The organism is Ideonella sp. (assembly GCF_041918995.1).
GTDB lineage: Bacteria > Pseudomonadota > Gammaproteobacteria > Burkholderiales > Burkholderiaceae_C > Ideonella.
The window spans coordinates 27,985-46,276 of the sequence record NZ_JAYRUN010000011.1; the positions used below are offsets into that span (position 1 = coordinate 27,985).

Annotated in this window: 21 protein-coding genes; 6 read left to right on the plus strand and 15 right to left on the minus strand. The window is 73.9% G+C overall.

The genetic code is table 11. The features are described from left to right. Positions 1–146 precede the first annotated feature (146 nt). The 4 genes from ACE3UN_RS11350 to ACE3UN_RS11365 form a co-directional block, all read right to left on the minus strand. Complete coding sequence (locus tag ACE3UN_RS11350) at positions 147–2,669, minus strand: glycoside hydrolase family 2 protein (RefSeq protein WP_374675057.1); 2,523 nt, start codon at positions 2,667–2,669, stop codon at positions 147–149. Continuing rightward, positions 2,666–2,917, minus strand: a complete 252-nt coding sequence (locus ACE3UN_RS11355; RefSeq protein WP_374675058.1) for an acyl carrier protein — start codon at positions 2,915–2,917, stop codon at positions 2,666–2,668. Before ACE3UN_RS11355 ends, ACE3UN_RS11350 begins: the two co-directional genes overlap by 4 nt. A gap of 49 nt (positions 2,918–2,966) precedes the next feature. Continuing rightward, positions 2,967–3,437, minus strand: coding sequence for a holo-ACP synthase (acpS, locus tag ACE3UN_RS11360; protein ID WP_374675059.1), 471 nt, complete (start codon positions 3,435–3,437; stop codon positions 2,967–2,969). A 102-nt stretch (positions 3,438–3,539) separates the two neighbouring features. After that, positions 3,540–4,184, minus strand: coding sequence for an alpha/beta hydrolase (locus ACE3UN_RS11365; RefSeq protein ID WP_374675060.1), 645 nt, complete (start codon positions 4,182–4,184; stop codon positions 3,540–3,542). Positions 4,185–4,323: 139 nt separating this feature from the next. Here ACE3UN_RS11365 and ACE3UN_RS11370 point away from each other — a divergent pair, with 139 nt between their 5' ends. Genes ACE3UN_RS11370 through ACE3UN_RS11380 form a run of 3 tightly spaced genes read left to right on the plus strand, consistent with a single transcriptional unit; the run spans position 4,324 to position 7,480 of the window. Then, complete coding sequence (locus ACE3UN_RS11370) at positions 4,324–5,499, plus strand: acyl-CoA dehydrogenase family protein (RefSeq protein WP_374675061.1); 1,176 nt, start codon at positions 4,324–4,326, stop codon at positions 5,497–5,499. Positions 5,500–5,516: 17 nt separating this feature from the next. Further along, entirely contained in the window at positions 5,517–6,431 is a 915-nt protein-coding gene (locus tag ACE3UN_RS11375) for an amino acid--[acyl-carrier-protein] ligase (RefSeq protein ID WP_374675181.1), read from the plus strand. A 26-nt stretch (positions 6,432–6,457) separates the two neighbouring features. Further along, positions 6,458–7,480: a DUF1839 family protein gene (locus tag ACE3UN_RS11380; RefSeq protein ID WP_374675062.1), complete on the plus strand. Its 1,023-nt coding sequence runs from the start codon at positions 6,458–6,460 to the stop codon at positions 7,478–7,480. Positions 7,481–7,488: 8 nt separating this feature from the next. On the opposite strand, the gene ACE3UN_RS11385 is transcribed toward ACE3UN_RS11380, so the two are convergent. Beyond that, a complete protein-coding gene (locus ACE3UN_RS11385) occupies positions 7,489–8,511 on the minus strand; it encodes an LLM class flavin-dependent oxidoreductase (RefSeq protein ID WP_374675063.1) in 1,023 nt (340 codons plus the stop codon). A 41-nt stretch (positions 8,512–8,552) separates the two neighbouring features. Here ACE3UN_RS11385 and ACE3UN_RS11390 point away from each other — a divergent pair, with 41 nt between their 5' ends. Then, on the plus strand, positions 8,553–8,840 hold the full coding sequence (locus ACE3UN_RS11390) for a DUF3297 family protein (protein ID WP_374675064.1): 288 nt from the start codon (positions 8,553–8,555) through the stop codon (positions 8,838–8,840). 37 nt (positions 8,841–8,877) lie between these two features. Here ACE3UN_RS11390 and ACE3UN_RS11395 read toward each other — a convergent pair whose 3' ends face one another. From ACE3UN_RS11395 to ACE3UN_RS11410, 4 genes are all read right to left on the minus strand, one after another. After that, complete coding sequence (locus ACE3UN_RS11395; protein ID WP_374675065.1) at positions 8,878–9,792, minus strand: NAD(P)/FAD-dependent oxidoreductase; 915 nt, start codon at positions 9,790–9,792, stop codon at positions 8,878–8,880. 76 nt (positions 9,793–9,868) lie between these two features. Further along, on the minus strand, positions 9,869–10,600 hold the full coding sequence (locus ACE3UN_RS11400) for a hypothetical protein (protein WP_374675066.1): 732 nt from the start codon (positions 10,598–10,600) through the stop codon (positions 9,869–9,871). Between the two features lie 3 nt (positions 10,601–10,603). Continuing rightward, positions 10,604–10,918 (minus strand): hypothetical protein, encoded by a 315-nt coding sequence (locus tag ACE3UN_RS11405; RefSeq protein ID WP_374675067.1) that lies wholly within the window; start codon positions 10,916–10,918, stop codon positions 10,604–10,606. A gap of 94 nt (positions 10,919–11,012) precedes the next feature. Continuing rightward, the gene (locus ACE3UN_RS11410; protein WP_374675068.1) at positions 11,013–11,972 is read right to left on the minus strand and encodes a LysR family transcriptional regulator; all 960 of its coding nucleotides are present in this window, start codon (positions 11,970–11,972) and stop codon (positions 11,013–11,015) included. A 97-nt stretch (positions 11,973–12,069) separates the two neighbouring features. On the opposite strand from ACE3UN_RS11410, the gene ACE3UN_RS11415 reads away from it, so the two are divergent. Next, complete coding sequence (locus ACE3UN_RS11415) at positions 12,070–12,828, plus strand: SDR family NAD(P)-dependent oxidoreductase (RefSeq protein ID WP_374675069.1); 759 nt, start codon at positions 12,070–12,072, stop codon at positions 12,826–12,828. Here ACE3UN_RS11415 and ACE3UN_RS11420 read toward each other — a convergent pair. The 6 genes from ACE3UN_RS11420 to ACE3UN_RS11445 all read right to left on the minus strand — a co-directional run bounded on the left by ACE3UN_RS11420 (position 12,785) and on the right by ACE3UN_RS11445 (position 17,683). Continuing rightward, entirely contained in the window at positions 12,785–13,513 is a 729-nt protein-coding gene (locus ACE3UN_RS11420; RefSeq protein WP_374675070.1) for an ArsR/SmtB family transcription factor, read from the minus strand. The genes ACE3UN_RS11415 and ACE3UN_RS11420 overlap by 44 nt on opposite strands. A 5-nt stretch (positions 13,514–13,518) precedes the next feature. Beyond that, entirely contained in the window at positions 13,519–13,863 is a 345-nt protein-coding gene (locus tag ACE3UN_RS11425) for an antibiotic biosynthesis monooxygenase (protein WP_374675071.1), read from the minus strand. Further along, on the minus strand, positions 13,860–14,198 hold the full coding sequence (locus tag ACE3UN_RS11430; protein ID WP_374675072.1) for an NIPSNAP family protein: 339 nt from the start codon (positions 14,196–14,198) through the stop codon (positions 13,860–13,862). The genes ACE3UN_RS11425 and ACE3UN_RS11430 overlap by 4 nt, the downstream gene beginning before the upstream one ends. 113 nt (positions 14,199–14,311) lie before the next feature. Then, positions 14,312–15,523 carry an ABC transporter substrate-binding protein gene (locus ACE3UN_RS11435; RefSeq protein WP_374675073.1) on the minus strand — a complete coding sequence of 404 codons (1,212 nt, stop codon included), beginning with the start codon at positions 15,521–15,523 and terminating at the stop codon, positions 14,312–14,314. Between the two features lie 80 nt (positions 15,524–15,603). Next, entirely contained in the window at positions 15,604–15,729 is a 126-nt protein-coding gene (locus tag ACE3UN_RS11440; RefSeq protein ID WP_374675074.1) for a hypothetical protein, read from the minus strand. Between the two features lie 64 nt (positions 15,730–15,793). Continuing rightward, positions 15,794–17,683: an ATP-binding protein gene (locus ACE3UN_RS11445; RefSeq protein ID WP_374675075.1), complete on the minus strand. Its 1,890-nt coding sequence runs from the start codon at positions 17,681–17,683 to the stop codon at positions 15,794–15,796. A 163-nt stretch (positions 17,684–17,846) separates the two neighbouring features. Here ACE3UN_RS11445 and ACE3UN_RS11450 point away from each other — a divergent pair, with 163 nt between their 5' ends. Beyond that, positions 17,847–18,281, plus strand: a complete 435-nt coding sequence (locus ACE3UN_RS11450) for a hypothetical protein (RefSeq protein WP_374675076.1) — start codon at positions 17,847–17,849, stop codon at positions 18,279–18,281. Positions 18,282–18,292: the final 11 nt, after the last annotated feature.

Here is an 18,292-nt window from a genome sequence, read left to right on the forward strand (position 1 = left end):
CGGCCCCCGCCTCACCCAGCACTCTTTCCGGGCGTTGCGCGCCTTACGTCAGCGGACGGTGGCTTGCCTTCGCTTCCCGATGGACACTGGCGGTTGCTCACCATGGTCACCGCCGCTCACGGCCGCTCACCGCCGCCCGAGCCCGCTCATGCGGCAGACGGCGACAAGGGCGCTGCGGCGGGGCGCACCGCGTTGATGGCCTGCACGCTGGCCCGCCAGGTGCGCGCCGGCTGGCCCGGCCAGCGCGTGCAACGCAGCCGCCGCTCGGCGCCGGGCGCGAGGTCGAAGTACTCGTCCTCGGCCAGCCACCCCTCCGCCTCCAGGTGCACGCCGCGGGCGGCGGCTCGGGTGCGCACGCTCAACACCACGGTGTCGTCGTCCACCGCCCAGGCCCGGGCCTCCAGGCCGATGTCGGCCTGGACCAGGCGCTCGCCCAGGAACAGCACGCGCTCCACGGCCGGCCCGTCCTCGCCGGCCCAGCGCAGCACCAGGGTGTCCGCCGGCCGCGGCCCGAAGCGGTAGGCCCAGCTGGCGTCGAAGAAGCCGGGCAATGCATCGGTGAGGGCCAGGGCGCGCGACGATCGGGGGGCCAGCACCAGGCCCAGCTGGCCCTCGGCAACCGGCCATTCGCCCTCGCGCAGCAGCACGGCCCGCAGCTGGCCGGGCACGGCCCGGTCCTGCTCGTTCACCGCATGCAGCGTGATGCCGTTCAGCCCGTCGTCCAGCGCCGCCCAGTGCAGAGGCTGGCACACGCGCGCCAGGGCATGGAACGCGGCCTTGGGCAGGCCCTCGTCATCGAGCAGGCCCCAACCCGGCCCCGCCCAGAGGTCGCGCAGGAACCACACCAGGGCCCCGCGGCAGGCCGAGCCGGCCGCACGCCAGCGGTCGAAGGCGCCGGCCGTGGCCTCGGCCGCCGCCGCCCGGCCCAGCACCAGGTGGCGCTGCGGGTCGGTCTGCCGCAGCACGGCCGGGTCCTCCCCGAACAGGCGCTGCACGTAGTGGTCGCGCACGTCGTCGAAATCCCAGCCGGCCCCCAGGTCGCGGCAGGCACGGGCCTTCCACAGCGGGTGCGTGGCACGCAGCGGCAAGCCGTCGTTGAGCCCGCGCAGGCGCGCCAGGGCGGCGTCCGTGGGCACCTGGGCGAAGGCGAGGCACTCGGCGGCGAATCGCAGGCCGCTGTGGCGCGCGTCGTCCAGCGGGCGGCGGTAGGCGCCCACGCCGTAGTACGAGGTGGTGCCGTGCCGCGGCTCGAACGGGAATGCGCCCCCATGTGCACTGGACGGCCACCACACGCAGCCGGGCAGCGCCGCGGCCACCGCCGAGGCGATGTGCACGTGGAACAGGGGCGGCTGCCAGTGCTCGCGTGCCGCGCCCCACATGGCCGCCTGCTGTGCCACCTCGGAGTTGCCGCAGACGACCACCACGCTCGCGTGCCGGGCCCACAGGCCGAGTTGCGCCTCCAGCTCGGCATCCACGTCGTCGAGGAAGTCGGGGTCCTCGCCCGGGTAGTCCATGCTGGCGAACATCAGGTCGTGCCAGACCATGAGGCCCAGCTCGTCGCACAGGGCGAGGAAAGCCTCGGACTCGTAGGCCATGGTGCCCGGCACGCGCACCAGGTTCAGCCCCGCATCGCGCAGGCGCTGCAGCACCGGGCGCAGCCCCTCGGCCGGCGCCTGCAGGCGCAGCGTGTCGAGCGGCGTCCAGCACACGCCACGGGCGAACACCGGCACGCCATTGACGACCAGGCCGAAGCCACCGGCCGAGGTGTCGGCCTGCACCGCGCGGAAGCCCACCGGGCCGAGCGGCAGCGTGTGCTCCCGGCCACCGGAGGTGTACACCAGCCAGGCGGCGTGGCGCCGCGGCTCGCCGTGGGTGTGCGGCCACCAGCGCAGGGGCTGCTCGACGCGCAGCGTGCCACGCCAGGCATGGAGAGCGTCGACGGGCTGCAGCGCCTGTTCGTGCAGGGTGCCGCCGTGGTCGAGCCGCACGCGCACCGCGTGCACGTCGGCCCCCACCGGCCAGCTCACCTGGACGGCCAGCTCGCCGGCATCGCCCACGACCTGGGCCTGGTGGTGCAGGTCGGCCGGCGCGCCGGTGTCGCCGCAGTCCAGCCAGACCGGACGCCACGGCCCCACCACGGCCGCGGGCGGCGACCAGCCCGGGGTGCGTCCCAGCAGCGTGGTGCGGAACCAGCGCAGCTGCTGCTGCGCCACCATGGGCGTGCGCCAGCGCGGCCGCGTCCGGCGTGCGCCGAGCGCCTCGGACAGCGGGTCGAAGCGCAGCCACAGCTCATTGCTGCCGGGGCGCAGCCGCCGCCCCACGTCCAGCTGGTGCGGTCGGAACATGGACCGGCTGGCCAGCAGGGGCTCGCCATTGAGCCAGGCCCGGGCCAGCGTGGCCAGCCCGTCGAAGCCCAGGACCGCCGCATCCAGAGGGCGGCCGGCCGGCGCCTCGAAGCGGCACCGGTACCACCAGCACTCGCGGTCGAAATCGCGCGCCGGGCCGTCCAGCGTCCACTCGCCCGCCTCGGCCAGGGCGGCCGCCACCGGCATGGGACCGGGGATGCGGCGCCAGGGTGCGTTGGCCGGTGGCGCAGCCTGTGCCGGCAGGCCGGGAGCGATGTCCCACTCGCCCTGCAGCGGCAGGCGGCCGGCCGGCGCGTGGCTCATGCCTGCGCGGTCAGTTCCTCGACCGCGGAGCGGATGGCGTTCACGCTCGAGAACACGCTGCGCGTGAGCATGTGGTCGGGGAACTCGATGTCGAAGGCGCCCTCGAGGGCCAGCATCACGTTCACGCTGGCGTGCGAGCTCATGCCGGCCTGGTACAGGTCGGCGTCCTCCGGCAGCGTGGCGGCGTCCTTGGCGAGGCGGGCGTGCTGGGCCAGGATGGCGCGGATACGGGTGACGGTGTCGGTCATGGTCGCAGTCGTGAAGAAGTGGAAGCGAAGGATTCGGTGGCGCAAGGCATCAGGCGAGCCTGGCCGGGGTGTCGGGGCTGGACCCGCTGGCGATCACCAGGGCGCAGGCCTGGCCGGCGGTGTGGCCGAGCGACAGGGCCCAATGCCGCACCCCAGCGCCCGCCGCCAGCGCAGCGGCGCGGCCGTGCAGGGCCAGCGCCTGGCGGCCGTCGGGCGCCCGCACCACCTCGATGTCGCGCCAGGACACGCCGGCCTCGGCCCAGCCCATGGCCTTGATGACGGCCTCCTTGGCGGCGAAGCGGGCAGCCAGGCGCTCGCAGCGTGCCGCGTGGCCGGCCACCGCCCGGCAGTCGGCCGCTTCCTGCGCGGTGAACAGGCGCTGCACGAAGCGCTCGCCCAGGCGTTCCAGCGATTCGGCGATGCGCGGCACGGCCACCAGGTCGATGCCTGTGCGCAGGCCGGCGGGCCGGGTCGGCAGCGGGGGCAGGGGCGGCGGGGCGGGCGATCGGGCGCTCGTCATGGGCGGGCAAGGCGGGACGCCACCGGTGGCGCCCGGGGGCCGGAAGTCAGCGCGGATGATACCGGCGGGTCCGGCCGCCGGGCCCCGGCGTGCGGGCAGGCTTCACGCCGCGCCGGCGGGGCTCCCCCTAGCTTCGCCGGCCAGCCGGGCCAGCACGAAACGCCGCAGCGCCCGCCACACCACCAGCGGCATCTCGTGGCCGCCGTCGAAGGGCAGCCAGGTGACGCAGGCGCCGGCCTCCTGCAGCAGGTCGCGCAGGCGCTCGCCGGCGCTGAAGGCGAGGTCGCCGTCCTGGCGCCCGTGGGCGACGAGCGCCGGCAGGCCCTGCAGCCGCGACAGGTGGGGCCGCCACTCGTCCAGGGCGATGCAGGTGGACGACAGCAGCACGATGGCGTCCACATCGGGCTCGCCCTGCAGCAGCAGGTGGTCCATCAGCAGCATGCCGCCCTGCGAATAGCCGGCGAGGACGAAGCGGCAGCCCGGGTGCTGCCGTCGCGCGTCGGCCAGGGCGTCGGCGAGCACCGCCCGGGCGGCCGGGCGCGCCACGGGGTGGCGGTCGAACAGGTCGCTCGGGCCCGCGGCCAGCCGGGCCGCCCGGTGCGCCGGGTCCACGGCCCACCAGGAGTGCGTGCCATCGGGGTGCCGCACCGGCCCGGCGGGGATGACGGCGGGCACGGGCAGCGCCAGCGCGTCCACCATCGGCCCCAGCACGGCCGGGTCCATGGTCAGACCGTGGAGAAAGATCAAGACATGGGATTCTGGGGGGGTTGACACGGCGGGGTTTCCAGGGGTGCCTGTGAGACACTTTTTCACGTTCGGCGCGGGCGACGATAACGCCTGCCCGGACGGCCCCGGCCTGCCCGGCCTTCACGCTGTCACACCTGCCATGAGCCACACCGCCCCGAGCTTCCCCGAACTGCACGATGCCGTGCGCCGCATCACCCAGGACGTCGCCGCCGCGCACGCCGACGACGTGGACGCCAAGGCGCGCTTTCCCCACGAGGTGGTGGCTGCCCTGCGCGAGGCGCAGGCGATGTCCGCCCTGGTGCCGCGCGAGTACGGCGGCAGCGGCCTGACGATGCGCGAGCTGGGCACGCTGGTGTCCACGCTGGCCCAGGTGTGTGGCTCCAGCGCGATGGTGCTGGCCATGCACTACAACCAGCTGTGCTGCGTGGCCCGGCACCACGCCGGCAGCGCCTTCTTCCAGCAGTTCCTGCGCGACATGGTGCAGCGCCAGTGGCTGATGGCGTCGATCACGTCCGAGGTCGGCACCTGGGGCAACACGCGCACCAGCATCTGCGCGGTGCAGCGCCAGGGCGAGCGTTTCTCGCTCACCAAGGAAGCCACCACGGGCTCCTACTGCGCGCACGCGGACATCATCGTGGTGACCGCGCGGCGCGACGCCGAGGCCGGCGAGAGCGACCAGGTGCTGGTGCTGCTGCGCGAGGGCGACTACACGCTGGAGCAGACCACCAGCTGGGACACGATGGGCATGCGCGGCACGGTGAGCCCGGGCTTCAAGCTCGTCTCGGGCGCCCCGGCGGAGCAGATCTTCCCCGTGCCCTATGGCGACATCGCGGCGCAGTCCATGGTGCCGTTCTCGCACATCCTGTGGTCGGCCCTGTGGTACGGCATCGCCGCCGGGGCCCACGGCAAGGCCGCGCAGTACGTGCGGGGCGTGGCCCGCAAGAACCCCGGCACCACGCCACCCACCGCCGTGGCGCTCGCCGAGCTGACGGTGGAGCTGCAGACCATGCGCCACCATTGGCAGTCCATCGCCGACGAGTTCGACGCCATCGCAGGGCGCGGCACCGATGCCGACGAGCTGTCGAAGATCGGCTGGGCCCTGAAGATGAACAGCCTGAAGACCGCCTGCTCGAACGCCGCGCCGCGCATCGTGCACGGCGCCCTGCAGATCGTGGGCATCCTCGGCTACAAGAACGACAGCCCCTTCAGCATGGGCCGCGCCTACCGCGACGCGCTGTCGGCCTCGCTGATGATCTCCAACGACCGCATCGCCGCCAAGAGCGCCGCCATGCTGTTGGTGTTCAAGGACGAATGAGCCCCCGCGTGACCGCCATGCCCCCCACCCACTACGACCCCGCCCTCTTCCACGCCGAGCTGGTGGAGGCCGGGCTGATCCTGCCGACCACGGTCAAGGGCGGCTACGGCCGCGGCGCGGTGTTCGAGGACATCCTCGAGCACTTCGATACGCTGGTCATGCGCGAGGCCGCCGACGATGGCGCCGAGCCGCTGACCTTCCCGCCCATCGTGGCGCGGCAGATGATCGAGCAGCTCGGCTACCTGGACAACTTCCCCCAGCTGGCCGGCAGCGTGCACAGCTTCTTCGGCAACGAGCTGCAGGCGCGCGAGCTGTCCGAGCGGGTGAAGAACGGCGAACGCTGGGAAGACCTGCTCGACATCACCGAGGTGATGCTGCTGCCCGCCGCGTGCTACCCCGTCTACCCGGTGTTCAGCGGCCTGCTGCCGCAGGGCGGGCGGCTGGTCACGGTGAAGAACTGGTGCTACCGCCATGAGCCGTCCGACGAGCCCACGCGGCTGCAGTCGTTCCGCATGCGCGAGTTCATCCGCGTGGGCGCGCCCGACGCGGTGGAGGCCTGGCGCGACGGCTGGCGCGACCGCGCCATGGCGCTGCTGCAGCGCCTGGGCCTGCCGGTGGTGACCGACGTGGCCAACGACCCCTTCTTCGGCCGCGCCGGCCGCATGATGGCCACCAGCCAGCGCGAGCAGCGCCTGAAGTTCGAGATCATGGTGCCGGTGATCTCCGAGCAGAACCCCACCGCCATCTGCTCCTTCAACTGGCACCAGGAGCACTTCACCGGCACCTTCGGCATCCGCCAGGCGGGCGGCGAGGTCGCGCACACCGCCTGCCTGGGCTTTGGCCTGGAGCGCTGCACGCTGGCCCTGCTGAAGACCCACGGCCTGCGGCCCGAGGCCTGGCCGGCCGAGGTGCGCGCGCTGCTCTGGCCCTGACGACCGACGAGAACCGCCCGCCTCCCATGCCCTTGTCCGACACCCGCCGCCGCGCGGCGGCCCTGCCCGGGCTGGACCCGGCCAGCTACCGCCGCCACGCCCTGCACGACGACGCCGCCGGCCCGCTGCACTGGCCCGAGAAGAACTGCTACATCGACCTGTGGATCGAGCTGGTGCATGCCGTGGGCGGCGACCCGCACGCCATGCTGGGCCACACCCTGCCCATCGATTTCGAGGGCGACCAGTGGACCTTCTTCAAGCCCTCGCACGACCAGCTGCGGCGCCTGTACGGCATCGACGTGCAGGAGCTGACCATCTGGCGCCCGCTGGCCGAGCATGCGCTGGAGCACCTGGCCGCCGGGAAGCTGGTGAGCGTGGAGGCTGACGCCTGGTGGCTGCCCGACACCGCCGGCACCGACTACCGCTGCAAGCACACCAAGACCACCATCGTGCTCGCCGAGATCGACCTCGACACACGCCGGCTGGTGTACTTCCACAACGCCGGCTGCTTCGCGCTGGAGGGCGACGACTTCGACCGCACCTTCCGTCTTGGCGAGCCGCACGACCCGGCCTACCTGCCGCTGTTCGCCGAGTTCATCCGCCTGGACCGCCGTGTGCAGCGCCCCCTGGCCGAGCTGCGCGCCGCCGCCCGGGCCGAGCTGCCCGAGCTCTACGCCCGCCGCCCGGCGACCAACCCGGTGCGCCGCTTCGCTGACGCCGTGGAGGCCGACCTGCCGCTGCTGCGCGAGCGCGGGCTGGACCACTACCACGCCTGGGCCTTCGCCGGCACCCGGCAGCTGGGCGCCGCCGCCGAGCTCACCGCGCGCTGGCTGGCCTGGATGGACGACACGCCCTCGCCCGAGGCGCAGCGCGCCATCGCCGCCTTCGACCGCCTCTCGGCCGGGGCGAAGGCCTTCATCCTCAAGGGCGCGCGGCTGGTGTCGTCGTCGCGCCCCGCCGACGTGCCCGCCCTCTTTGCCCCGATGGCCGAGGCCTGGGACGAGGGCATGGCGGCGGTGGGCGAGCTGCTCGCGCGGCCGGCGGGCTGACGCCGCCCTCAGGCCGACACGGGCAGCCCGGCGACCGCGGCGGTGAGCTCCACCGAGCGCAGCCGCGCCGCCGGGTCGAACACCGGCGACACCACCATCAGCTCGTCGGCCTGGGTGCGCTGCACCAGGTCGTGCAGGCCCTGGCGCACGGTGTCGGGCGAGCCCACCACCGAGCAGGCCAGCATGCCGCTGGCGTGGTGCTTCTCGGAGGCCGTCCAGTAGCTGTCGATTTGGGGGATGGGCGGCGGGAACAGGCCGCGGCGGTTGCGCACCATGTTCGTGAAGGCCTGCTGCAGCGAGGTGAACAGCCGCGTGGCCTCGTCGTCGGTGTCGGCGGCGACCACGTTCACGCCCACCATGGCATGCGGGCGGGGATGGCGCGCCGAGGGCCGGTAGTTCTCGCGGTACACGCGCAGCGCCGCCTCCAGCGCGGGCGGCGCGAAGTGCGAGGCGAAGGCATAGGGCAGGCCCAGCGCCGCGGCCACCTGGGCGCCGAACAGGCTGGAGCCCAGGATCCACACCGGCACCTGCAGCCCGGCGCCCGGCACGGCGCGGATCGTCTGGCCCTCGCGCACCGGCTCGAACAGGGCCTGCAGCTCCTGCACGTCCTCCACGAAACGGTCGGCCGCGTGCGGGTCGCGCCGCAGCGCGCGCCAGGTGGCGCCGTCGGTGCCCGGGGCCCGGCCCAGGCCCAGGTCGATGCGGCCCGGGTACAGCGATTCCAGCGTGCCGAACTGCTCCGCAATGACCAGCGGCGAGTGGTTGGGCAGCATCACCCCACCGGCGCCGACGCGGATGCGCTGCGTGCCGCCGGCGAGAAAGCCGATCACCACCGAGGTGGCCGCGCTGGCGATACCCACCATGTTGTGGTGCTCGGCCACCCAGTAGCGGGTGTAGCCCAGGCGGTCGGCCGCCTGGCACAGCGCCAGGCTGCGCTGCAAGGCCTCGGCCGGCGTGCTGCCTTCGATGACGGGCACCAGGTCGAGCAGGGACAGGGGCGGCAGGGGCGAAGAAATCGAAGCGGTCGTCATCGCCGACAATGTAGGCCTGACACGCCATCCTTTGCCTGCACGTGGACTCGACGACCCCCTCCCCTGACGCCTCCGACGCCTCTGCCGCCCCCGCCGACCGCCCCGCCCTGCCCGACCGGCTCTCGGTGGACCCGCGCAGCCCGCACCATGTGGCCGCGGTGTTCCAGCACGACGTGGGCATCCGCTTCAACGGCAAGGACCGCTTCGACGTGGAGGAGTACTGCCTCAGCGAAGGCTGGATCCGCGTGCCGGCCGGCAAGACGCTGGACCGCAAGGGCCGGCCGCTGACCATCAAGCTCAAGGGCCAGGTCGAGGCCTTCTACCGCTGAGCCTCACCGGGCCCGCCCGCTGCCTGTTGCACGGGCCTCAGCCCAGCACCAGCGACTGGTGGGCTGCGATGCCCGCCAGCGCCCCCTCCCCCACCGCCAGCGCCACGCTGCCTGAGGCGCGCGCCACGTCCCCGCAGGCCCACACGCCCGGCACCGAGGTGGCCTGGGCCGCGTCCACATGGATGTGCACGCCCGTGGGGCATGCCGACATCTCGCAGCCGAGCGCCTCGGGGATGGGGCTGGCCACCCGGGTGCGCGTCTGGGTGAACAGGCCGGCGAAGTCCAGCCGCCGGCCGTCGGCCAGCTCCACGGTGGATTCGCGCAGCAGGCGGTCGGCCGGCACGGACTCGACCGCCACGTCCCGGGTCTTCAGCAGCGCCTGCTGGTCCGCATCGGGCTGCCAGCCCGCGCAGGGCAGCAGCGTGACACGGCCCCAGTCGGTGAGCAGCAGCGCCTGGTGCACGGCGGTGTCGCCCGCGGCCAGCACGCCGATGGCCGGCTCCGCGTCGGGCCGGCGCGCCAGCTCGTGGCCATGACAGTACGGGCAGTGGAACACGCGGCGGCCCCAGCGCTCGTCGACGCCGTCCAGCGCGGGCAGCTCGTCCACCACGCCCAGCGCCAGCACCAGCCGGGCGGCGCTCACGCGGCCCTGGTTGGTGTCCACGACAAAGCCGTTGTCGCTGCGCTCCGCCGCGGTGGCGCGGCCTTCCACCCATTGCACGCCCGGGTAGGCCAGCAGCTGCTCGCGGCCCTCGCGCGCGATGTCGCCGGGTGAATCGCCGTCGCGCCCCAGGAAGCCGTGGGCGTGGCGCGCCATGCGGTTGCGCCGCTCGCCCGCGTCCACCACGGCCACCGCCCGCCGGGCCCGCGCCAGCTGCAGCGCGGCGGACAGGCCGGCATAGCCGCCGCCGAGCACGGCGACGTCGAAGTGGCTGCCTGCGGCGAGGGCCATGGGGGTTCCTTGGGCAATGGGGCCGGCCGTGCCGGCGACGACCTGAACCCGGCCTTTGGCAATCGGCGTGCGCCGATCAGGTCGCGGCAGCGTGCGCCGCGGCCACCTCGTCGCGCAGCGCCTGCTCCTGCCCGCGGTAGCGCGGCGAGAAGTGAAAGGGCACCACCCGCCGCGCTCCCACGGCCCGTGCGACCTGCCCCGCCTGGCGCGCCGTGAGGTGGTTCTTGCGCGCGGCCTGCGCCGCGTCCGCATGCAGGAACACCGACTCGATGTAGAGCACGTCCACGCCCGCCTCGCCGGCCTCCCCCTGCGCCATCAACGCCTGCAGCCGCTGCACATTGGCCGGCGTGAAGCGCAGGTCGGTCACGTAGCCGATGCGGCGGCCGGGCACGGCGTCGAGCACCAGCTCGCGCAGCTCACCCAGCGGACGGCGGGCGAGGTGGTCGCCGTGGGCGTCACGCCAGGCCAGGTCGATCGGCGTCTCGTCCGCCAGGCCCTGGCGCACGGCCGCCTTCAGCGAGGCCAGCCAGGGCCCCGTGCCCGCGCCCAGCGCCGCCAGCCGGTCGGGCCGCACGCGCAGCTGCGCCTTCTCCTCCAGCAGCAGGGCCATCACCGGCATCTCGTGGTCCACCAGGGTGGCACGCACGGGGAACAGCGGCTCGTCCAGCAGCACCTCCCCACCGGCGCCGTCCGCCTGGTGCTCGCGCACGAAGCCGCGGCGGCTGTCGAACGCCGCCCGCACATGGCGACCGTCCTCTTCCAGGGCGCAGGCCCGCAGGCACAGCGGCACCTCGTAGCGGTGCACCACGTTTCAGGTGTAGGCGCGCAGCTTGTGCTCCACCTGGTCCACGAAGCCCGGGCCGCCCCACACCGTCCACGCCCGCATGCGGCCCAGCCCCAGGGCCAGCAGGTGGTCGAAGCCCGCGAAGTGGTCCATGTGGGTGTGCGTCACGAACGCATGGGACACGCGCAGCAGCGTGCGCGGCGACAGCCGCTCGATCTCGCCCAGGTCCACCAGCAACGCCCGCGCCTCGTCGCGCACGTCCACCACCAGGCCGGGCGCATGGCCATCGGGCTCCAGCAGGCGGACGTCCAGCACGGTGCGCATCGTGGCGGGGTGGGGCAAGGCGCGGGCCGGTGGATGCCGGACGGTCATCGCGGCGCCGTCGGACGTGGGGGCCCTCCGGGCCGTCCCGCCATCCGGGCCACGCCCATGGCCATCAACCGGGCGGCTCCGCCAGGTGCTCCGCCATCACGCCAGCCACCCAGTCCATGAACACACGCACCCGCAGCGGCAGGTGGCGCCGGTGGGGGTAGAGCAGGGTCACGGGCATGGGGGCGGCGCGGTGGGACGGCATCACTTCCACCAGGCGGCCGGCGTCGAGCAGGGCCTCCACGCCGGGCCCCGGCACCTGGATGAGGCCCAGGCCGGCCAGGCAGGCCGCCAGGTAGGCCTCGGAGTTGTTCACCACCAGCGCCACCGGCATGCGCACGAATCGCGGCGGGGCGCCGGCCGGGTCGTCGTCGTCGGCGATCTCGAAGCCGGGCGAGCGGCCGCCCAGCGTCTGCACATAGTCCACCAGCCGGTGCTGCGCCAGGTCCTCCGGCCGCTGGGGCACGCCGTGGCGCGCCAGGTAGCCGGGGCTGGCGCAGTTGATGACGCGGTAGCGCCCCAGCGGCCGGGCGACGAGCGATGAGTCGTCCACCCGGCCCACGCGCAGCACGCAGTCGAAGCCCTCGCGCACCACGTCCACGCGGCGGTCGGTGCTGCTGAGCTCCAGCTCCAGCTGCGGGTGCGCCTGCAGGAACTCGGGCAGCCGCGGCACCAGCAGGTGGCGCGCCGCCCCCATGGGCATGTCCACCCGCAGCCGGCCCGACAGCGCGCCGTCGCCGGGGGCGCGGAACAGCGTGCGCAGCTCCTCCAGGTCGGCCAGCAGGTCGCGGCAGCGCTCGTGGAAGACGCGGCCGTCCTGCGTCAGCTCCACGCGCCGCGTCGTGCGGTGCAGCAGGCGGGTGCCGAGCGCGGCCTCCAGCCGCTGCACCGCGGCCGTGGCGGTGGCCTTGGACACGCCCATGTGCGCCGCGGCCTGGGTGAAGCTGCCCAGCTCGGCCACGCGCGCGAACAGGGCCATCGCCTCGATGTCGGCCGCGCCGACGCGGGCGCTGATCTGTTCATTCATGCCGAACAGTGTAGCCAGAGTGCGGCTGTTTATCTGTTGTGAAGCGATCAATAGACTGCCGGCCATCGACACCCCTTTCTTGCACAGGAGAGACCCCATGACCCGACCGATCGCCCTCATCACCGGTGCCAGCCGCGGCCTGGGCCGCGACGCTGCCCTGGCGCTGGCCGCACGCGGCAGCGACCTCATCCTCACCTACCGCCAGCGCGCCGACGAGGCGCAGGCGGTGGTGGAGGCCGCGCAGCGCCTGGGTGCACGTGCCGTGGCGCTGCCGCTGGACGTGGGCCGCAGCGACACGTTCGCCGCCTTCACGGCCGCGGTGCAGGCCGCGCTGCGCGACACCTGGGGCCGCGCGCACGTCGACCACCTGGTGAACAACGCCGGCATGGGCGTGCACGCGGCGTTCGCCGAGACCACCGAGGCGCAGTTCGACGAGCTGATGAACGTGCACTTCAAGGGCCCGTTCTTCCTCACCCAGGCCCTGCTGCCGCTCATGGCCGATGGCGGCAGGATCCTCAACGTGTCGTCCGGGCTGGCCCGCTTCGCGCTGCCCGGCTACGCGGCCTACGCGGCCATGAAGGGCGCGATGGAGGTGCTCACGCGCTACCAGGCCAAGGAGCTGGGCGCGCGCCGCATCGCGGTGAACATCCTGGCGCCCGGCGCCATCGAGACCGACTTCGGTGGCGGCGCCGTGCGCGACAACCGCGAGCTCAACGCCTTCATCGCCTCGCAGACCGCGCTCGGCCGCGTGGGCCTGCCGCAGGACATCGGCCGCGCCGTGGCGGCGCTGCTGTCCGACGACCTGGGCTGGGTCACGGGCCAGCGGGTGGAGGCGTCGGGGGGCATGTTCCTCTGAGTGCCGTGCCGGCCAGCCGCGGCACCAGCTCCTGCTGGCCGCGCACGGTGAGCTCCACCGCCCGGCCCTCGGCCCGCCGCACCCAGCCCATGCGGGTGAAGTGCGCGTACAGCTCGTCCGCCAGCTGCCCGGCGAGGTGGTCGCGGCGTTCGGACCAGTCCAGGCAGGGGTAGGCGTAGCGGCGCAGGCCGCTGGGCGTGCTGGGCGGCATGCCCAGCGTCTGCAGCCAGCGCTGGCCGGCCTCGGTGAGCGCATAGCCGCCCGGGGCGGGCTGCAGCCGGTGGTCGGCCTGCAGCGCGTCGAACAGGGCCACGCCCAGCTGGCCGGCCAGGTGGCCGTAGCAGCAGCGCGCCTGCCGCAGGCGCACGCGCTCGGGGTGGGCCCAGCCGCGCTCGTGCGTGTCACGCTCGGCCACCAGGGCCAGGGCTTCCAGGGCGTGCGCCACGTCCGCATCCGCCAGGCGGTAGTAGCGGTGGCGGCCCCGCGGCTCACAGACCACGAAGCCGGCATCGAGCAGCCTGGCCAGGTGGCCGCTGGCGGTGGCCGGGGTGACGGACGCGGCCTGCGCCAGCTCGCTGGCACTGGCGCGGTCGCCCGCCAGCAGGTAGGCCAGCATGCGCGAGCGGGCCGTGTCGGCCACCAGGGCGGCCGCGCGGGCCAGGCGGGGTTCGTGGGGCGCGTTCACGGCGCTCAGGTTAGCGCGTCGCGGGAGTCCCCTGGCGCCTGTGCGCGCTCGTGCAGGCCGTAGTCGCGGATGACGGTGGCCACCCGCAGGCGATAGCCCGCCAGCACGGTGCGGCGGCCCGCCTGCTGCGCCTCGCGGTGCATCGCGTGGCAGCGCCACTGCCGCACCGCGGCCTCGTCGCGCCACATGCTGAGGGACAGGTAATGCCCGGGGCGCGTCAGGCTCTCGAAGCGCTCCACGGAGATGAAGCCGTCGATGGCCTCCAGCTCGGGCTTCAGCGTGGCGGCCAGGTCCAGGTAGCGCGCCGTGGCGCCGGGTTGCGGCTGCAGCTCGAAGATCACGGCGATCATGGCGTCACCTGTCGGGGCAGGTCGCGGGTGCCGGCCACGTCCTCGAGCCAGCTGCGCTGCTCGCGCAGGATGAAGCGCTGGCGCTGCGCCCATTCGAAGTTGGCGCGGCCCTCGGGGTCGCTCTTCAGCGTGGCGCGGTAGCGCTCGTAGGCCGCCAGGTCGTCGAAGCCGATCAGGCCCCACGCCTCGTCGTTGCTGCCCTCATGCGGCAGGAAGTAGCCGATGAGGTGGCCTCCGCAGCGGGGAATGATGCGGCCCCAGGCCTCGGCGTACTGCCGGAAGGCGTCCTTCTGGAAGGGGTCGATCTGGTAGCGGATGAAGCAGGTGATGGTCACGTGGGGCACTCAGGAGGGGTGGGCTGAGCGCCACTGTGCGACGGAAGACGTGCGGGATGCTTCGGCCGCGGTCGAAGGATGGTGGGGCCCGTCGCCGATGCGCGCCTGCGGCCCTACTGCAGGAACTGCCCGTCGCGTGAGACGATGGCCAGGTCCACGAAGGACGAGCCAGCGTGGTCGCCGGGTCGGTAGGTCAGCGTCACACCGCCCAGGTCCATGGGCGGTGCCGCTTCCAGCGCACGCACGAAGCCGTCGCGGCTGGGGTCGGGGCCGGCCTGGGTGAGCGCCAGCACCAGCGCCTTGGCGGTGAGGTAGCCCTCCATGCTGCCGTATGACAAGGCCCGGCCGCGGTGCACCTGCGTGAATGCGTCCTGGTACTCGCGTGCGATGGCGGTCTTGCGCGACCATGGGCTGGGCACCACCTGGGCGAACACCATGCCTTCGGCCAGCGGCCCCAGTGCCGCGGCCAGCTGGGTGGAGCCCGAGTTGACCCCCAGCAGCGTGATGCGCAGGCCGGCCGCCCGCACCCGGCGGATGAGCCTCTCGTAGACCGACGACATGCCATGGTTGAGCAGCATGTCGGCCCGCGCCTCGCGCAGCTGCACGACGAAGCCGTCGAGCTGGGCATCGCTCACCTCGCCGGCCAGCGGCAAGGCCGCCGCCACCGCCACGCCGGCGTCGCTGCATGCGCGGCGCAGGTTGTCCAGGTGCTGACGCCCCACCTCGGTGTCGGCGTGCAGGAACGCCACCCGGCCCAGGCCGATGCTGCTGCCGTAGCCCACCAGGCGGCGGAACTCGTCGCGGTGCTCGGCGCGCACGGGAAACACCAGCCGCTGGTGCGGGCGGCGCAGCGTGGGCGAGCCCGCCATGGGGCCGAAGAACGGCACCGCCAGCTCGTCGGCGGCCTTCATGACGGCGGTGGAGGGACCGCCCTCGATGGAGCCGAAGAGCAGGAAGACGTTGTCCTTCACCAGCGCGCGGGCGTTGGCTTCGGCGCGCTCGGCCTTGTTGTCGTCGTCCAGCGTGCGCAGCACGAGCTGGCGACGGTGCACGCCGCCGGCCGCATTGACGCGGCTGAACAGGGCCTGGATGCCGGCGAGCACTTCCGCCCCGTAGGGATTGCGGCCACCTTGCAGCGCGATGCTCTGACCGATCAGGACGCTGCCCGGGGCCACCCCGGGGCCGGCGGCCCATGCACCGGGCAGAGCGCCGGCCCATGCCGCGGACACGACCAGCGCGCGGCGCGCCAGGTCAGGCTGGCGCCCGCGCAGGGCGCGGGGGGACTCGGTGGAGGGAGCGGCGGGTGCGGGCGAAGGCGGCGTCATGCGCAGACGTTAGCCTGCCGGCCGCCGGGCAGCCGTTGACGATCGTCAAGCCGCGGGATGCCCCCCGCCCCCGACGGCGATCACCCGCCGAAGATGAAGTAGGCGATGACGAGCAGGACGGCTGGCACGCCCAGCAGCCAGGCGATGAAGTATTTGCCCATGGTGCACTCCTTTGTCGTGAAGGAAAGAGAGAAGGAAGTGCCCACAGCGTAGGCGGCCGCCCGGGGCGCGTCAGGCAGCCGAGCGCCTTCTCGCGCGTAGGACGGCCGCTCACCAGGTCGTCGGCGTGGGCGTGCCGCGGCCGGTCCAGCGCTCGATCACCGCGGCCAGCAGTGCCATCGAGATCGGCTTGGTGGCGAAGTCGTCCATGCCGGCCTCCAGGCAGCGCTCGCGGTCGCCGGCCAGGGCATCGGCCGTCAGGGCCACGATGGGCGTGTGGCGACCCGCCTCGCGCTCGTGGGCGCGGATGCGGCAGGCTGCCTCGTAGCCGTCCATGCCCGGCATGTGCAGGTCCATGAGCACCAGGTCGAAGCGCCCGCCAGCGGCGGCCTGGCACGCGGCCCGGCCGTCCGCCGCCACGTGCACCGTGCAACCGAGCTTGCGCAGCATGGTCTCCACCACGAGCTGGTTCACCGCATCGTCCTCGGCCAGCAGCACATGGGCCGGCCGGCCGCGCGCCTCGGCGGCTGGCTCGGTGTCCTCGGCGGCGGGCGCCTCGTAAGCCGGGCGCGCGGCGGCGTGGCTCACCGGCAGCTGCAGGTCGAACCAGAACACCGAGCCGGCGCCCGGCCGGCTGCGCACGCCCACCGTGCCGCCCATCAGCTCCACCAGCTGGCGCACGATGGCCAGGCCCAGGCCCGATCCACCATGCCGGCGCGTGCTGGAGTTGTCGGCCTGGGTGAAGGATTCGAACACCCGCTCCAGCTGGTCCGCCGCGATGCCGATGCCGCTGTCCTGCACGGAGAAGCGCAGCCGCACCTGGCCGTCGGGCGCCGGCCCGGCCAGGTGCGCGATGCGCAGCACCACCTGCCCCCGCTCGGTGAACTTCACCGCGTTGTGCAGCAGGTTCACCAGCAGCTGGCGCAGGCGGTTGGGATCGGCCTCCACCCGGGCCGGCAGGTCGGGGGCGAACTCGCCGCGCAGCTGCACCGGCTTCTCGCGCGCGGCCACGGCCATCAACTCCACGGCCTCGCTGGCCAGGGCGCGCAGGTCCACGGGCGCGGGGTGCAGCGCGAGCTTGCGCGCCTCGATGCGCGACAGGTCGAGCACGTCGTCGATGAGCGCCAGCAGCGCGCTGGCCGAGCGGTGGGCGGTGCGGGCATAACGGCGCTGCTCGGGCGCCAGCGGCGAGCCCATGAGCAGCTCGGTGGTGCCCAGGATGCCGTTCATGGGCGTGCGGATCTCATGGCTCACCATGGCCAGGAACTGCGACTTGGCCTCGCTGGCCTGCTCGGCCTGGCGACGGGCCTGCTCCAGTTCCACCGCCTGCGCCTCCAGCGCACGCGTCTCCTGCTCCAGCTGCACCACCAGGTCGCGTGCGGCGTGCACGGCCGCACGCAGCCGCTCGCGCAGGCGCTGGATGACCAGGCCGGTGAGGGCCAGGTAGGCCCCGAGCGCCACCATCGCACCGGCGATGCCCAGCCGCGCCGGCCAGCCCAGCGGCCGGCTGCCCAGCGTCTCGGCCCACGCGCCGTAGGCCAGGTAGGTGGCGCACACGACCGCCGCGAAATACAGCGCGCGCCGGAAGCCGAAGCCCACCTGGTCGGCCACGCGCACCAGCAGGAAGAAGGCGAAGAAGGGATTGGCCGGCTCCAGCGCATGCAGCGTGGGCAGCCACACCAGCAGGTCCACATGGAACAGCAGCCAGCCCACCGCCGCGCCGTCCCAGCCGCCCCAGCCACGGCGCAGCCAGGCCCAGGCGGCCACCGCATAGCCCAGGTTCAGCGCCACCAGGGCCGCCAGGCGGGCGGAGTCGAGCAGTGGCGGCGCGCGCAGGTGCGCCCAGAGCAGCATGGCGCACACCACCACGAAGCCCGCTGCCCGCACCACCGGAATGTGCACCGCATGCAGCCGGCGTGCGCTGGCCGCCTTCTGGTCGGCCAGCTGGCTGGGGTCGAGCGTGAAGGTGGACTCGTCCGGAGTCGTCACACGGTCGTGCACGGGTGTCGGCGGGGGCGGCCGCCGGGTTCGCGCGAGGAGAACCATCCTACGCCCCGCCACGGCTCGCGGCCCGCGCGCCGTCCCGCGAACAGGGGAAACCCCGCGCTTGCGCCACACCCGGGCGCTGGCCCATATTGGCGACATTGTCGACAAGGAGCTCGCCATGGCGGAACCGACCGCGAACCCGTCCCCTGCCTCTGCGGCCCGGCCGCGGCGCCCGGCCTTGCGCCACCCGGTCATCGCCGGCGTGATCGCGGTGGTGGCCGGGATGCTGGTCATCATGCTGGTCGAGTGGGTGGGGCACCGGCTGCTCGGTGCGCCGTCCGCGGACGCCGTCACCTCGTCGGGCATGTTTGCCGCGGTGCTGGTGGCCTGGCTGGCCGGCTCGGCCGCGGCCGGCGCCGCCGGAGCCGGCTGGGCCGGCGGTGGCTCCTGGCTGGCGGGGGCGGTGGCCGGGGCCGTGCTGCTGGCGGGCGCCGTGGCCACCATGGCGATGTTCCCGCACCCCGGCTGGGTGATGGTGGTGGCCGTGCTGGGCATGCCCGCGCTGGCCGTCTCGGCCGCGCGCCGTGTCGCGCGCACCACCCGGCCGGCCTGAGCGTCCCGTCG

What these genes read in the sequence shown, in the direction of transcription:
- ACE3UN_RS11370 (WP_374675061.1), top strand. Translation starts at nt 4,324, where the DNA reads ATGAGCCACACCGCCCCGAGCTTCCCCGAACTGCACGATGCCGTGCGC.
- ACE3UN_RS11385 (WP_374675063.1), bottom strand. Translation starts at nt 8,511, where the DNA reads ATGACGACCGCTTCGATTTCTTCGCCCCTGCCGCCCCTGTCCCTGCTC.
- ACE3UN_RS11375 (WP_374675181.1), top strand. Translation starts at nt 5,517, where the DNA reads ATGCCCCCCACCCACTACGACCCCGCCCTCTTCCACGCCGAGCTGGTG.
- ACE3UN_RS11350 (WP_374675057.1), bottom strand. Translation starts at nt 2,669, where the DNA reads ATGAGCCACGCGCCGGCCGGCCGCCTGCCGCTGCAGGGCGAGTGGGAC.
- ACE3UN_RS11435 (WP_374675073.1), bottom strand. Translation starts at nt 15,523, where the DNA reads ATGACGCCGCCTTCGCCCGCACCCGCCGCTCCCTCCACCGAGTCCCCC.
- ACE3UN_RS11395 (WP_374675065.1), bottom strand. Translation starts at nt 9,792, where the DNA reads ATGGCCCTCGCCGCAGGCAGCCACTTCGACGTCGCCGTGCTCGGCGGC.
- ACE3UN_RS11355 (WP_374675058.1), bottom strand. Translation starts at nt 2,917, where the DNA reads ATGACCGACACCGTCACCCGTATCCGCGCCATCCTGGCCCAGCACGCC.
- ACE3UN_RS11425 (WP_374675071.1), bottom strand. Translation starts at nt 13,863, where the DNA reads ATGATCGCCGTGATCTTCGAGCTGCAGCCGCAACCCGGCGCCACGGCG.
- ACE3UN_RS11450 (WP_374675076.1), top strand. Translation starts at nt 17,847, where the DNA reads ATGGCGGAACCGACCGCGAACCCGTCCCCTGCCTCTGCGGCCCGGCCG.
- ACE3UN_RS11380 (WP_374675062.1), top strand. Translation starts at nt 6,458, where the DNA reads ATGCCCTTGTCCGACACCCGCCGCCGCGCGGCGGCCCTGCCCGGGCTG.
- acpS (WP_374675059.1), bottom strand. Translation starts at nt 3,437, where the DNA reads ATGACGAGCGCCCGATCGCCCGCCCCGCCGCCCCTGCCCCCGCTGCCG.
- ACE3UN_RS11410 (WP_374675068.1), bottom strand. Translation starts at nt 11,972, where the DNA reads ATGAATGAACAGATCAGCGCCCGCGTCGGCGCGGCCGACATCGAGGCG.
- ACE3UN_RS11415 (WP_374675069.1), top strand. Translation starts at nt 12,070, where the DNA reads ATGACCCGACCGATCGCCCTCATCACCGGTGCCAGCCGCGGCCTGGGC.